The organism is Falsiroseomonas sp. RANM36, from assembly GCF_056682175.1.
Genome location: NZ_JBWXTD010000005.1, coordinates 365148 through 377664 on the forward strand (window position 1 = coordinate 365148; position 12517 = coordinate 377664).

The 12517-nt window shown below is 71.0% G+C and carries 13 protein-coding genes and 1 pseudogene; 1 reads left to right on the forward strand and 13 read right to left on the reverse strand.

The features are described 5' to 3' along the window. From AC1MIR_RS19745 to AC1MIR_RS19780, 8 genes and pseudogenes are all read right to left on the reverse strand, one after another. Positions 1–287: pseudogene (locus AC1MIR_RS19745) on the reverse strand (hypothetical protein); the annotation flags it as partial. Next, a complete protein-coding gene (locus AC1MIR_RS19750; protein ID WP_480029897.1) occupies positions 284–1333 on the reverse strand; it encodes a sugar phosphate isomerase/epimerase family protein in 1050 nt (349 codons plus the stop codon). The pseudogene AC1MIR_RS19745 and the gene AC1MIR_RS19750, both read right to left, overlap by 4 nt. A gap of 2 nt (positions 1334–1335) precedes the next feature. After that, positions 1336–2184, reverse strand: a complete 849-nt coding sequence (locus AC1MIR_RS19755) for a sugar phosphate isomerase/epimerase family protein (RefSeq protein ID WP_480029898.1) — start codon at positions 2182–2184, stop codon at positions 1336–1338. Then, entirely contained in the window at positions 2181–3026 is an 846-nt protein-coding gene (locus AC1MIR_RS19760) for a TauD/TfdA dioxygenase family protein (protein ID WP_480029899.1), read from the reverse strand. The genes AC1MIR_RS19755 and AC1MIR_RS19760 overlap by 4 nt, the downstream gene beginning before the upstream one ends. Positions 3027–3039: 13 nt before the next feature. Next, on the reverse strand, positions 3040–4074 hold the full coding sequence (locus AC1MIR_RS19765; protein ID WP_480029900.1) for an aldo/keto reductase: 1035 nt from the start codon (positions 4072–4074) through the stop codon (positions 3040–3042). After that, positions 4071–4901: a carbohydrate ABC transporter permease gene (locus AC1MIR_RS19770; protein WP_480029901.1), complete on the reverse strand. Its 831-nt coding sequence runs from the start codon at positions 4899–4901 to the stop codon at positions 4071–4073. The genes AC1MIR_RS19765 and AC1MIR_RS19770 overlap by 4 nt, the downstream gene beginning before the upstream one ends. Then, positions 4891–5787: a carbohydrate ABC transporter permease gene (locus AC1MIR_RS19775; protein ID WP_480029902.1), complete on the reverse strand. Its 897-nt coding sequence runs from the start codon at positions 5785–5787 to the stop codon at positions 4891–4893. The genes AC1MIR_RS19770 and AC1MIR_RS19775 overlap by 11 nt, the downstream gene beginning before the upstream one ends. A 52-nt stretch (positions 5788–5839) precedes the next feature. Then, positions 5840–7189 (reverse strand): ABC transporter substrate-binding protein, encoded by a 1350-nt coding sequence (locus AC1MIR_RS19780; RefSeq protein WP_480029903.1) that lies wholly within the window; start codon positions 7187–7189, stop codon positions 5840–5842. Between the two features lie 153 nt (positions 7190–7342). Here AC1MIR_RS19780 and AC1MIR_RS19785 point away from each other — a divergent pair, with 153 nt between their 5' ends. Beyond that, a complete protein-coding gene (locus AC1MIR_RS19785; RefSeq protein ID WP_480029904.1) occupies positions 7343–8077 on the forward strand; it encodes an SDR family NAD(P)-dependent oxidoreductase in 735 nt (244 codons plus the stop codon). Here AC1MIR_RS19785 and AC1MIR_RS19790 read toward each other — a convergent pair whose 3' ends face one another. The 5 genes from AC1MIR_RS19790 to AC1MIR_RS19810 form a co-directional block, all read right to left on the reverse strand. Then, complete coding sequence (locus AC1MIR_RS19790; RefSeq protein ID WP_480029905.1) at positions 8078–9094, reverse strand: tagatose 1,6-diphosphate aldolase; 1017 nt, start codon at positions 9092–9094, stop codon at positions 8078–8080. Next, positions 9094–9993 (reverse strand): PfkB family carbohydrate kinase, encoded by a 900-nt coding sequence (locus AC1MIR_RS19795; RefSeq protein WP_480029906.1) that lies wholly within the window; start codon positions 9991–9993, stop codon positions 9094–9096. The genes AC1MIR_RS19790 and AC1MIR_RS19795 overlap by 1 nt, the downstream gene beginning before the upstream one ends. After that, entirely contained in the window at positions 9990–10952 is a 963-nt protein-coding gene (locus AC1MIR_RS19800; protein WP_480029907.1) for an alcohol dehydrogenase catalytic domain-containing protein, read from the reverse strand. Before AC1MIR_RS19800 ends, AC1MIR_RS19795 begins: the two co-directional genes overlap by 4 nt. Before the next feature lie 33 nt (positions 10953–10985). Continuing rightward, complete coding sequence (locus tag AC1MIR_RS19805) at positions 10986–11711, reverse strand: SDR family NAD(P)-dependent oxidoreductase (protein WP_480029908.1); 726 nt, start codon at positions 11709–11711, stop codon at positions 10986–10988. 110 nt (positions 11712–11821) lie between these two features. Continuing rightward, positions 11822–12517, reverse strand: a 696-nt coding sequence (locus AC1MIR_RS19810) for a molybdopterin oxidoreductase family protein (RefSeq protein ID WP_480029909.1), incomplete at its 5' end; no start/stop codon positions are given.

Genomic DNA, 12517 nt, shown 5'->3' on the forward strand with positions numbered 1-12517 from the left:
GGCTGCCATGCGCCTCCAGCGCGTCGGCGACGCGCAGCAGCGGCAGCTTCAGGCGCTGGTCGAGATAGCGCCGCGGCCTGCCGCCCGCAGCCCGCGGTCTCCGCCAGCCCCGCCCGCCCCCCCGCCCCCCCCCCCCGCGCCGCGTCGCGGGACAGCGCGCCGGCGACCACCACGAATCGCCGGTCCATCAGCGCCGCGCGCAGATGCACCTGCCCGATCATGGAGGGCGCGGCGCCGCCAACGAAGCCGAGGCGCAGCCGACGGCCGAGCGCCTCGAACGCGCTCATGGCGCGATGCCCAGGATGCGGCGCGCCTGCGCGCGATCCATGCCGCGTCGCAGCGCGGCGTCGAAGGGCGCGTCCGTCGTGCGGATCATGTGCTGCGCGATGAAGGGCGCGCCCTCGCGCGCGCCGTCCTCCTTGCGCTTCAGGCAGTCCTCCCATTCCAGCACGCACCAGCCGTGGTAGCCGGCGGCGGCAAGGCGGGAGAAGACGCCCTTGAAATCCACCTGCCCGTCGCCCGGGGAGCGGAAGCGGGCAGGGCGCTGCGCCCAATCCTGGAAGCCGCCATAGAGGCCGCTGCGTGCGCTGCGGACGAACTCGGCGTCCTTCACGTGGAAGGCGCCGATGCGCCCAGCATACAGGTCGATGAAGCCGAGATAGTCCATCTGCTGCATCAGCATGTGGCTCGGGTCGAACAGGATCCGTGCGCGGCGATGGCCGTCCAGCAGGTTCAGGAAGCGGTCGAACGTGACGCCGTCATGCAGATCCTCGCCCGGATGCAGTTCGAAGCAGATGTCCACATCGGCGTGCTCGGCGTGGTCCAGCAGGGGGCGCCAGCGTCGCGCCAGCTCCTCGAAGGCGGCGTCCACCAGGCCGGGCGGGGCGGGGGGCCAGGGGTAGAAATACGGCCAGACGAAGGCGCCCGAGAAAGTGGCGACGCGTTGCAGGCCGAGCCGCGCCGCGGCCTCGATCGCAAGCCGCAGGCGTTGCGCCGCCCAGGCGGCGCGGGCCGCTGGATTGCCGCGCACGGAGGGGGCGGCGAAGACATCGGCAATCTCGGACCAGGCGGGATTCACCGCGGTGAGCTGGCCCGCGCGATGCGCCGCAAGTTCCGTGATCTCCAGGCCGAGGTCGGCCAGGCGCAGCGTGTAGTCGCGGCAATAGGCATCGTCCGTGGCGGCGCGGTCGAGGTCGATCAGGCGCGGGTCGTGAACCGGAACCTGCACGCCGACATAGCCGAAGCCGGCCAGCCATCCCGCCACGCTCTCCAGGCTGTCGAAGGGCGCGGCGTCGCCCATGAACTGGCTCAGCATCACGGCGGGGCCGCGCATGGTCACTCTCCTTGCAGGGCGGCGCGGATGCGGCGCGCGGCGTCGCGCGCCACCGCCTCGGCGTCGGTGTAGGTGGTGCGCCAGACGCAGAGATGCGCGGCGAGCGCGGGGTCGAGGATGGCGGAGGAAAACGCCTCGAAGCCGATCGGGCCGGCATAGCCACGCGCCGCGCCCGCAATGGCGTTCATGTCCACATTGCCGGTGCCGAGCGGGCCGCGATGGCTCTCGGAGAATTCCAGGAAGCCCAGGCGCGGCAGCGCCTTCGCGACGGCGAGCGCGGGATCGGCTTCCTCGATCAGCATGTGATGCGTGTCGAGGTGGACGAACAGGTTCGGCGCGCCGGCTTCCGCGATCAGCGCCAGCGCATCCGCGGCAGTGTTCAGCAGCGCATTCTCGAAGCGGTTGACGCATTCCAGCGTGATGCGCAGCCCGGACGCGGCGGCGAGCTCCGCAGCCTTCGCCAGCGCGGCCACCGCATGGGCGCGGCCGCGCGGCGTGACGGGGCCGGGCGCCTTGCCCCAGGCGGCATGAGGGATGCCGCCAAGTTGCACCGCGCCGAGATCGCGCGCGAGGCGCACGGCATCCAGCAGGCGGATCGCGCCCCGCGCCGCGATGGCGGGATCATCGCTGGCCGGATCGGCTTCGGGCGGATGGTTCGTGTTGCAGATCAGGTGCAGCCCTGCCGCCTCGGCACGGCGCGCGATGTCGGGCACGTCCACCTCGGCCGGGTCGCGTCCCGGCACGATCATCATGTCGAAGCCGGTCGCGCTGGCGCGTTCCAGCGCGAGCGGACCCGCCGCGCGCGTCCAGCGCGGGATGAAGACCAGCGGGTGGACGCAGAGTGGGTTCAATGCAGGGGCGTGCCCTCGATGGTGATTCGATGCATCAGTCGGCGCTGGCCGTGATAGTCATTCACCGCGCAATGCCAGGTGCTGCGATTGTCCCACAATGCGATGGAGCCGTTGCGCCAGCGGAAGCGGCAGGTGAATTCGGGCCGGGCGCCATGGCGATAGAGGAAGCCGAGCAGCGCCTCGCTTTCCTCCTTCGTCCAGCCCTCGATGCCGACCGTGAAGTTCGAGTTGACGTAGAGCGCCTTTCGGCCGGTGTCGGGATGCGTGATCACGACAGGATGCACCGCGTCCTGCGTCGCGGCGTCCGGGTTGTGCAGCCGGCCCTTGAGGTCGTTGTGATGGTAGCCCGCGTCGTGGCCGAAGATGTGGCGGCTGGAATGCAGGGCGCGCAGCGGCGCCAGCGTGCGCTTCATGCCGTCCGACAGCGCGTCATAGGCCGCGTACATCGAGGCGAACATGGTGTCGCCGCCATGGTCGGGCACCTCGCGCGCCACCAACATGGAGCCGAGCGCGGGGATCTCGTCGTAGCTGTGGTCGGTGTGCCAGGTCTCGCCGATGTTTTTTTTCTGTTCGGGTTCCTTCCGCACTTCCGCGATCTCGGCATGGCCTGCCACCGGCGTGAAGAAGCGGTTCACGTTGATCGGGCCGAAGCGGCGGGCGAAGGCGATGTGCTGTTCCGGCGTGATGTCCTGATCGCGGAAGAAGATCACGCTGTGGTCGCGGAAAGCCTGGCGGATGTCGCTGAAGGTTGCGTCGTCCAGCGGGCGGGTGAGATCCACGCCAAGGATCTCGACGCCCAGCGCGCCGGCGACGGGGGCGATCTCGATTCGGCTGTTGCGCATGGCCTTGGCTCCTTCAGCCCGGGATGGGCGCGTTCGGGTCCAGCAATCCTTCGTGGCGGAGTTCCGCCCAGAGGTCGGTGGGGATGGGCAGACGCAGATGCGCAGCGTTCAGCGCCACCTCCTGCGGCGCAAGCGCGCCGGGGATGGTGCTCGCCACAACCGGATGGGCCAGCGGGAATTGCAGCGCGGCCGCAGCGAGGGGCACGCCGTGCCGGGCGCAGACCGCCTCGATCCGGCGCGCACGATCGAGCAGCGCGGGCGGGGCCGGGGCGTAGTCGTACCAGGCGCCGTCCCGCACTGGGCCGGCGAGGATGCCGGAATTGAACGGCCCCCCCAGGATGATGCTGGCGCCGCGCCGCGCGCATTCCGGCAGCAGTTCGGCCAGCGCGCCCTGCTCCAGCAGCGTGTAGCGGCCGGCGAGCAGCATGCAGTCGAAATCGCCTTCGCGCAGGAAGCGGAGCGTCGCCTCCGTCTCGTTCAGGCCGCAGCCGATGGCGCCGATCACGCCGGCTCGGCGCAACTCGTCCAGCGCACGGTAGCCGCTGTCCATCACGGTGCGGAAATGCTGCTCGAACAGCGCTTCGCTGCCGGTGCTGCGGAGATCCACGTCATGCACCAGCACCACGTCGAGCCGCGCGAGGCCGAGCCGCAGATGCGACTGCTCCAGCGAGCGCATCACGCCGTCGTAGCTGTAGTCGAAGGCCGGAACGAAGCCGGGCAGCCCGCCCTGGCGCATGCCAGCCGGCGGCTGCTCGCCGGGGCGCAGCGCGTGCATCACGCGGCCGATCTTGGTGGACAGGAGAAAATCCTCGCGCGGCCGGTCGCGCAGCGCGGCGCCGACCCGCAGCTCGCTGCGGCCATAGCCGTAGAAGGGCGAGGTGTCGAAGAAGCGGACGCCCTGCGTCCAGGCCTCGTCCACGATCCCGATGGCGTCGCGATCCGGCATTGTCGCGCGGAAGCCGCCGATCGGCGCGGCGCCGAAGCCGAGCAGCGTGACCTCCAGCGCGGTGCGGCCCAGGCGGCGGCGTGCGGCGGGATCGAAGATCATCCCTTCACCGCGCCGCCGGTCAGGCCGTGGACAAGGTATTTTCGGACGAGCAGGGAGAACAGCAGAACGGGCAGCATCACCATCGTGCCGCCGGCGGCGATCCGGCCCCACTCCCAGCCCTCGTAGTTCATGAAGTTCACCACGGCGACGGGTGCGGTCATCGCTTCGGTCCGCGTCAGGATCAGTGCAAAGAAAAAATCATTCCAGGCGAAGAGGAAGCAGAGGATGGCGGTGGCCGCGAGACCGGGCGCCGAGAGCGGCAGGATGATGCGGAAGAAGCCCTGCGCCGTGGTCGCGCCGTCGATCCAGGCGGCTTCCTCCAGCGCGCGCGGCAACTGGTCGAAGAAGGGGCGCATCATCCAGATGACGAGCGAGAGGTTGAACGTCATGTAGATGATGACGAGTCCGGTGCGCGTATCCAGCAGCTCCAGGTGCCGGTAGGCGAGGAAGTAGGGAATGGTGAAGGCGATCGGCGGCGCCATGCGGGACGCCAGGATCCACAGGCTGAAGGTGCCCGCGATGCGCGCCTGCCAGCGGGAGAGCGCATAGGCCGCCGGCACGCCGAGCAGCATCGGCGCGACGGTGGCGGCGCCCGCGACCACCAGGCTGTTCACGAAGCTCTGGCGGAAGCCGCTGGTCCACAGCGCCTCGTAATTCTCCAGCGTCGGCGTGAAGATCAGCGGTGGCGGGAACTGGAAGACCTGGGCGTTGGTCTTGAACGACATCTGCAGGAGCCAGAGGAAGGGCGCCATCACCAGCGCCGCCAGCACGATGGCGAGGAGCTGGATGAAGCGCCGTTCGCGCGCCAGGGCCGAGCTACTCGCCATGCTGCCCCCAGCCGACAAGCCTGACGATCGCCCAGCTCATCAGCACCGTGACCGTCAGCATCACCACGGTGATGGCGCTGGAATAGCCGAGGAAGCTGAAGTTGAAGGCCTGCAGGAAGGAGTAGTAGTTCGTCACCTCCGTCACGCTGCCCGGTCCGCCTTCGGTCAGGATGAAGATCAGCGGGAAGGCCTTGATGGAATCGATCAGGCGGAACAGCCCGGCCACCAGCAGCACGCCCTTCAGGAAGGGCAGGGTGACGTGCCAGGTCATCTGCCAGGCGCTGGCGCCGTCCACCTTCGCGGCGTCCACCATCTCCTGCGGCATCATCTGCAGCGCAGCCAGCGTCATCAGCATGGTGAAGGGGAACCACTGCCAGGTATCGGCGATGATGATCGCGGTCAGCGCCCAGTCCGGATGCGTGATCAGCGCCGGCACGGTGAAGCCGAGCAGCGTTGTGCCCCAGTGCAGCGGGCTGATGTCCGGCGTGTAGAGCACCTTCCAGATGATCGCGACGACGATGGGCGGCAGCACCATCGGGATCAGGAAGACGGTGCGCAGCGCCTCCAGGAATCGCGACCGCATGTTCAGCAGCAGCGCGAAGCCGAAGCCGATCACCAATTGCAGCGTCACCGTCCAGAAGGAGAGCTTCGCCTGCACCCAGAGCGAGTTCACCAGGCGCGAATCGGCCGGCATCTGGCGGTAGTTCTCGAAGGGCTTGGCGAAATTCCAGGCAGTCTCGGGCCGCGTCAGGTCGAGCGGCGTGAAGCTGGTGACCAGCAGGTAGATGGCCGGCGCGAGCGTAATGACCGCCAGCACGGCGAGCGACGGCGCGACGCAGAGCGCATAGAAGCGGTCGCGCGCACGGGTCGCCCCGCTGCGCGCCACCGCCCTTTCCCTCGGCGCCGGCAGCGCCTGCGCCGCGCCCGACATGCCGCGCCTAGTTCGCGTCGAGCGTCACGCCGGCGCGCTGCAGCACCTGGATCGCATCCTGCTGCGCCTGGCGCATGGAGGCCTGCGCATCCTGCTGGCGCGTCGCGATGCGCGCGATGCCGCGGTTGATCGTGTCGCCCACCTGCGGGAAGACCGGCACGGTGCGGTATTTCATGTAGCCGGAGCGGCCGCCGAGCTCCAGCACCTGCAGGTAGAGCGAAGCGACGTCCTGCCCGTTCAGCGTCATCGCCTCCTTGAAGGCCTGGCTGGTGATGACGCTGCGCCGGCAGACGCTCGGATAGCCGCGCGTCTCGACAATGCGGTTCAGCATCTCCTTCGACAGCGCCCACTTGATGAACTCCCAGGCCAGCTCCTTGCGGCGCGAGCCGATGGGAATGCCAAGGCCGTGGCTGTTCGACCCGGGGAAGTTGCCCGCGGGACCGCCCGGCATCAGCGCGTAGCGCACCGTGGTCTTCACCGTGCTGTCGGCGTGCTTGGCCAGCGGCACCAGCCAGGTGATCGCCTGCGTGCGGAAATTCGCCCGCCCTGCAATCTGCGTGCGCATCGCCTGGTCGTCGCTGAAGGAGAGCACGCCGGAGGGGCCGTATTTCGACAGCAGCTCCGCATACCAGCCGGCCGCCTGGATCGCCTGCGGCGAGGCGAGCTCCGGCGTCAGGTTGCCGGGCGGATCGCGGAACACCTTGCCGCCATGCCCCATCAGATAGGGGATCCAGTTCCAGTGATGCAGCTGGTCGGCGACGAAGGCCGACATGTTGTCCTTGCCCTGCACAGCGTCGCAGGCGGCGATCAGCTCGTCGAATGTGGTGGGCATCGCCTTGCCGGCCTGGTCCAGGAGGTCCGCGCGGCTCGCGGCCATCAGCATCGCGCCGGCTTCCCAGGCGAAGCCATAGGTGTTGCCCTGGGCATCCTGCATCGCCGATTGCGCGCCGGAGACGAAGTCGGCCGCGTCCCAGGCGGGGTCGGTCTTGTTGCGGTCGTTGACGAACTCGCTGAGGTTGGTCAGCCAGCCGGCGCCGATCCAGCGGCCCGAATAGATGAAGGTCACGTTGATGACATCGAGCGCGCTGCCACGCGTGGACAGTTCGAGGTCGGTGCGCTGGTTGTAGACCGGGAAGGCCTGGGTGTTGAAGTTCAGCTTGGCGCCGGTGCGTTCCTCGAATTCCGGGAAGAAGGCGCGCAGATATTCGAAGAAGGTGCTCTGGAACGCCGCGCCGTTCAGCGTCTGCCCGGCGAAGGGCCTGGCCTGCCCGAGGACCGGCGGCGCGGCGAGGGCGCCGAGGCCGAGCGCGCTGGCGCCCAGCAAGAGGTGACGACGGCCCGTGCGCGGTTCGCTCATGCCTTCCTCCCATCGCGCCGGTGTCCTACGCCGGATGGCGTGGCGCCGCGCCTTGCGAAGTGAACGCTATCGGCGCGTGTCGCGTGGCGTCAAGGCAGTCGCGCCGCTGCACTTCGACGACTAGGCTCATCCGGGCAGCGAGGAGGGGACGCCATGGACGCATTGGCGGGCAAGGTCGCGGTGGTGACGGGCGCGGGGCGCGGCATCGGCGCGGCGATCGCGGAAGCCTATGGCGCGGCGGGCGCCACGGTGGTCTGCGCGGCGCGCAGCGCGCCGGAGATCGAGGCGACGGCGGCGCGCATCGTCGCGGCGGGTGGCGCGGCCTTCGCGCTGCCGGTGGACGTGACCGACGCGGCGCAGGTCGAGGCGCTCTATGCGCGGAGCGTGGAGCGCGCGGGCGGGCTCGACATGCTGCTGGTCAATGCCGGCGTCAGCCTGGACCAGCGCCCGGTCGAGACCAGCGATCCCGACGCCTTCGCGCGCACCATCGCGGTGAACCTCACCGGCGCCTATCATTGCGCGCGGCTTGCCATCCCGCATATGCGCGCGCGCGGCGGCGGGCGGATGGTGATGCTCGGCTCCGGCATGGGACATTCCAGCGCGCATGGGCATGCGGGCTATTCCTGCTCCAAGGCCGGGCTCTGGATGCTCACGCGCATCCTGGCCGACGAGCTGCGCCAGGACGGCATCAGCGTGAACGAGCTGGTGCCCGGCCCGGTGCAGACCAGCATGACGGCGGTGCCGCAGCGCAGCGGATCGGTGGTGTCCAACCCGATCGAATGGCTGAAGCGGCCCGAGGATGTGGTGCCGCTCGCGATGTTCCTCGCCACCTGCCCGGCGCCCGGCCCCACGGGACAGAGCTTCAGCCTGATGCGCCGGACCTGGTGATCAGCCGTAGCCTGCCGGGAAGCGGCCTTCCTCGACATCGGCGACGACCGCGCCGCCGAAGGCCGGGTGGCGGTGCCAGGGCGTCGCGGCCTGCTCGGTGAGCGCGTTCAGCGTCTCGAGGTTGCGGCGCGCGTCCTGCGCCAGCACGCGGTCCATCGCCGCGAAGTCGGGGAACTTCGCGAAGGCGTCCGCCCATATGGCGCGGCCGGCGAGATAGCCGGAGGCGCCGGCACGGCAGGCATAGCGCATGCTGCGCACGAAGTCGGTCATGCCCGCACCGGCCGAGAGCATCACCCAGGGCCGCGGCAGCATCGCCGCCATGCGGTCATAGGCGGCCTGCTGCGCCGCGGCCTGCGGCCCGTCGGGATCCGGCACGCCGCTGATCGCGCCGGGCGGCTCCAGCTTGAAGATGTCCACGCCATAGGCCGGGTCGGTGAAGGGTCGGATCGCCTCGATCACCAACTCGGTGCGTCGCGCGGCGAAGGCGCCAGGCTCCTCGCCGGGCAGGGGATAGACCAGCACTTCCAGCAGATGCGTCAGGTCCTGCGCGCGGCAGGCCTCGCCGGCGGCGCGCACGAAGGCCTCCTGATGCGCGCGCACCTCCGGCGCGGCATCGTGGCGATGCCAGACCAGCACCTTGGCCGCATCGCCGCCGATGCGACGGATCGCGCCGGCGCCCCAATGCGGGATCGGCGAGGATCTGCGGCCGCCCGGCATGTTCTCCGTGACGTGGTGCTCGTAGGACAGGATCAGCCCCTTCTGCGGCGGGATCTCCGCGATCGGCCGCGCATAGCCGTGGACGGGATCGGTCAGCACGGCGGAAGCGAGCGGCGCGAGATGCCGCGCCAGCGCCTGCTTCACCCGCGCGACGTCCTCGGGCGGCGCCTCCTGCGTGCCGCGCGCCTCCGCGATCGGCGCAAGGAGCGGCGTGCGCTGGTCGATCGCCAGCATCTTCCAGAACCCGCCGGCATCGGCCAGGCGCCGCATGCCCCAGAGCTTGCCGGGCGAGATCCGCATCACCATCCCTCCTTGAGCAGGCGCTCGACCGCGGCGCGGTCGGGCATGCCGTCCCAGCCATTGCCGTTCGCGGCCTTCAGCGCGGCCGCGGCGGTGGCGAAGCGCGCGGCGGCCAGCACGTCCGCGCCCTCAGCCAGCGCCAGCGCATAGGCGCCGTGGAAGACGTCGCCGCAGCCCGTGGTGTCGCGTGCGACGATGCGCGGTGCCGGCATCGCGACGATCGCCCCGCTGCGCCACCACAGGCTGCCGCGCGCGCCGAGCGTGACCGCCACCACGCCGCGCAAGGCCCCCGCCGCGCGCGTGAGGCCCGCTTCCGGCTCGGCGATGCCGGTGAAGTCCACCAGGCCGCGCTCGGAGAAGATCGCATGCCCGGCCTGCGGCGCGAGACGCTGCAGGATGTGCGAGGGCGCAAGCTCCGCATCCAGCACGCTCGGCAGGCCGCGCGCGCGGGCCATGGCGAAGACCTGCTCCGCGCCACCCACCCAGCGCGGATCGGCCAGCACCGCGCCGGCGCCGTCCAGCGCGGCCGCGGGGATCGGCGCATCCTCGGGCAGGTCGCCGCCCGGAAACACGGCCAGCACGCGCTCGCCCTCGGCATCGAGCATGATGCCGGCGGAGGGCGACTGCCCGCCGGCCACGATGGTCGCGCCGCGCGCATCCACGCCCCGGCGCTGCAGCATGGCGCGCAGCGTGTCGCCGGTGGCGTCGGCGCCGAGGCGCCCGAACCAGGATGCATGCCCGCCCAGCGCCACGATGGACACCGCGGCGGTCGCCGCCATGCCGCCGCCATTCTCGCGATAGCCGGCTGCGATGTGCTTGCCCGGCGTCAGGGGCAGTGTCGCGAAGGCATAGACCCGATCCAGCACCGCGATGCCGGAACACACGACATGTCGCGTCATGGAACGAAGAGCGGCTTCAGCGTCTCGCCGCGCCTGAACGCCTCGAACAGGTCCCGCAGCTCGTCGAAGCCGGCCACGCCGTCCACCAGCCGCTCGTACTGATCGCGCCGGGCGCGGAGCAGCGCGATGTTCGCGGCGTGATCCCCGATGGGGAAGTAGAAGGAGCGAAGGAGGCAGAAATCCTTGCGGCGGATCGCCTTGTTCTCGGTGATGGTCCAGGCGTCGCTCTCGCCGAACTGGACGATCGCGCCGTCCGGGGCGACGACCTCGAAGGCCAGCTGGCGTGCCGGATCCTTGCCGGACGCCTCGATCACCAGGGGAAAGCGGCGCCGCGCGGCGTCCTCCGGCGCGAGGCGGGTGGCGCCGAAGCTGGCGGCCGCGGCGGCGCGCCGCTCGCCCGGCTCCACCACGAAGACCGGGCCGTATCCCAGCGCCTGCATCACCAGCAGCGCGCCGAGCCCGATTGGCCCCGCGCCGAGCAGCAGCGCCGCGCCCGGCCGCACGATGCGCTGCGCCAGGCGCACGCCATGGCCGGTGGTGCCGATCGCGTCCAGCAGCAGCGGCGCCAGGCGATCCGGGATGTCGTCCGGCACCGGCAGCAGGCATTGCGCCGGCACGGCCACCGCCTCGGCATAGCCGCCGTCGCGCTGCCAGCCCATCAGGTCCGTGGCATTGCAGCAGAAATGGGTGTTGCCGGCTGCGCAGTCCTCGCAGCGTCCGCAGAAGACCGGGATGTAGACCAGCGCGCGGCGGCCGTGCCAGGCGTGGCCGGGCTGGTCCACACGCCCAAGAATCTCGTGGCCGGGCGTCACCGGCCAGCCGCTGCGCAAGGGGCGAAGGTCGCTGCCGCAGAGCGCGCAGTTCGTCACGCGCAGCAGCACCTCGCCCGGGCCGGGAAGCGGCGGCGGTGCCTCGACGATCTCGATCCGGCCTTCGCCGGCGAAGCGCGCCGCCTTCATGGCACCGCGGGCGGCCCGCCGGCGCCCATCCGCTCAGCTCGCGACATAGCCGCCATCCACCGGGATGGTGACGCCGTTGACGAGGCCGGCTGCCGGCGAGGCGAGGAACACCGCGGTCCCGGCCAGTTCCTCGGGCTCCGACCAGCGCTTCGTCGGCAGGCGTGCCATGACCTTCTCGTTGAAGGCGGGCTCCTCGCGCCCGCGGCGGCTGATCTCGGTGCGGATCCAGCCGGGCGCGATGGCATTCACGCGGATGCCGTCCTCGGCATAGGCGATCGCGAGCGACCGAGTGAGCCCGACGATCGCCGTCTTGGCGGCGGCATAGGCCGGGATCATCGGCGCGCCGAAATAGGAATACATCGAGCCGATGTTGATCAGGCAGCCCTTCGTCCTGGCCAGATGCGGGCGGAAGGCGGTGGCGAGGCGCATGTTGCCGGTGAGATGGATGTCCACGATGTCGGCGAAGATCTCGGGCTGGTGTTCCTCGTGCCGGATCAGCCGTCCGGCGCAATGGATCAGCACGTCCAGCTTTTCGATGCGCGCCGCCAGCGCGCGCACCGCCGCGTCGTCGCGCACGTCGAGCGGCTCGTAGCGGAACGGCGTGCCTTCGGGCGGCGGCTTCAGGTCGGCCAGGATCGGCGTGGCGCCGCAGGCGGCGAAGGCGCGCGCGAAGGCCATGCCGATGCCGCCGGTGCCGCCGCTGATCAGCACGACCTTCCCGGCCACGGAAAAGTCCGGCGCGGTGCTGGTGTCCGCCATTCTGGTGCTTCCTCGATCGCGTCCCGGAAGGCCGATCCGGCCGCCGGGCTTCTGCCGCGCCGACAGCAAGGCAGGAGACGCCCGTTTCCACAAGCCCGCCCTTGCCGGGCTCAAGCCGGGCGAGCGGCGACAGGCTCGATGCGCGCGGCGCTGCGCTTGAAGTCGGGAATCCTGGCGACGGGATCGAGCTGCGCACCGGTCAGCAGGTTCGCCGCGGCCTCGGCATAGGCGAAGGGGATGAAGGCGATGCCCTCCGGCAGCGCGGGATCCTCGCGCGCGGCGAGTTCCACCGCACCGCGGCGCGTCGTCACGCGCAGCATGGCGCCCGGCGCAGCGCCCAACCGGCGCAGCGCAGCCGGCGCGAGGGAGACGGTGGGCGCGGGCTGCAGCGCATCCAGCACGCGCGCGCGCCGCGTCATCGCGCCGGTGTGCCAATGCTCCAGCTCGCGGCCGGTGGTCAGCACGAAGGGGAAGTCGCGGTCCGGCAACTCGCCGGGATCGCCCGGCCCCGCCGGCACCAGATGCGCGCGGCCGCCCGCAAGCGGGAAGTGGTCGTGGAAGACGATGTCCTCGCCGGGCGCGTCGGGGGCCGGGGAAGGGTAGGTGACGCTGTCCTCGCGCTCCAGCCGGTCCCAGGTGATGTTCGCCAGCGAGGGCATGGCGCGCGCCATCTCCGCGAAGACCTCGCGCGCATGGCCGTAGCGCCAGTCCAGGCCGAGCCGGCGCCCCATCGCCACGATGATGTCGAGGTCCTGGCCCCCCCCCCCCCGGGGGGGGGCCGCGCGGGGGGCCCGCTGCCCCGGGGG

Coding starts and splice junctions, on each gene's coding strand:
- AC1MIR_RS19765 (WP_480029900.1), bottom strand. CDS start 4,074: ATGATCTTCGATCCCGCCGCACGCCGCCGCCTGGGCCGCACCGCGCTG.
- AC1MIR_RS19770 (WP_480029901.1), bottom strand. CDS start 4,901: ATGGCGAGTAGCTCGGCCCTGGCGCGCGAACGGCGCTTCATCCAGCTC.
- AC1MIR_RS19795 (WP_480029906.1), bottom strand. CDS start 9,993: ATGACGCGACATGTCGTGTGTTCCGGCATCGCGGTGCTGGATCGGGTC.
- AC1MIR_RS19790 (WP_480029905.1), bottom strand. CDS start 9,094: ATGCGGATCTCGCCCGGCAAGCTCTGGGGCATGCGGCGCCTGGCCGAT.
- AC1MIR_RS19785 (WP_480029904.1), top strand. CDS start 7,343: ATGGACGCATTGGCGGGCAAGGTCGCGGTGGTGACGGGCGCGGGGCGC.
- AC1MIR_RS19760 (WP_480029899.1), bottom strand. CDS start 3,026: ATGCGCAACAGCCGAATCGAGATCGCCCCCGTCGCCGGCGCGCTGGGC.
- AC1MIR_RS19780 (WP_480029903.1), bottom strand. CDS start 7,189: ATGAGCGAACCGCGCACGGGCCGTCGTCACCTCTTGCTGGGCGCCAGC.
- AC1MIR_RS19750 (WP_480029897.1), bottom strand. CDS start 1,333: ATGCGCGGCCCCGCCGTGATGCTGAGCCAGTTCATGGGCGACGCCGCG.
- AC1MIR_RS19805 (WP_480029908.1), bottom strand. CDS start 11,711: ATGGCGGACACCAGCACCGCGCCGGACTTTTCCGTGGCCGGGAAGGTC.
- AC1MIR_RS19800 (WP_480029907.1), bottom strand. CDS start 10,952: ATGAAGGCGGCGCGCTTCGCCGGCGAAGGCCGGATCGAGATCGTCGAG.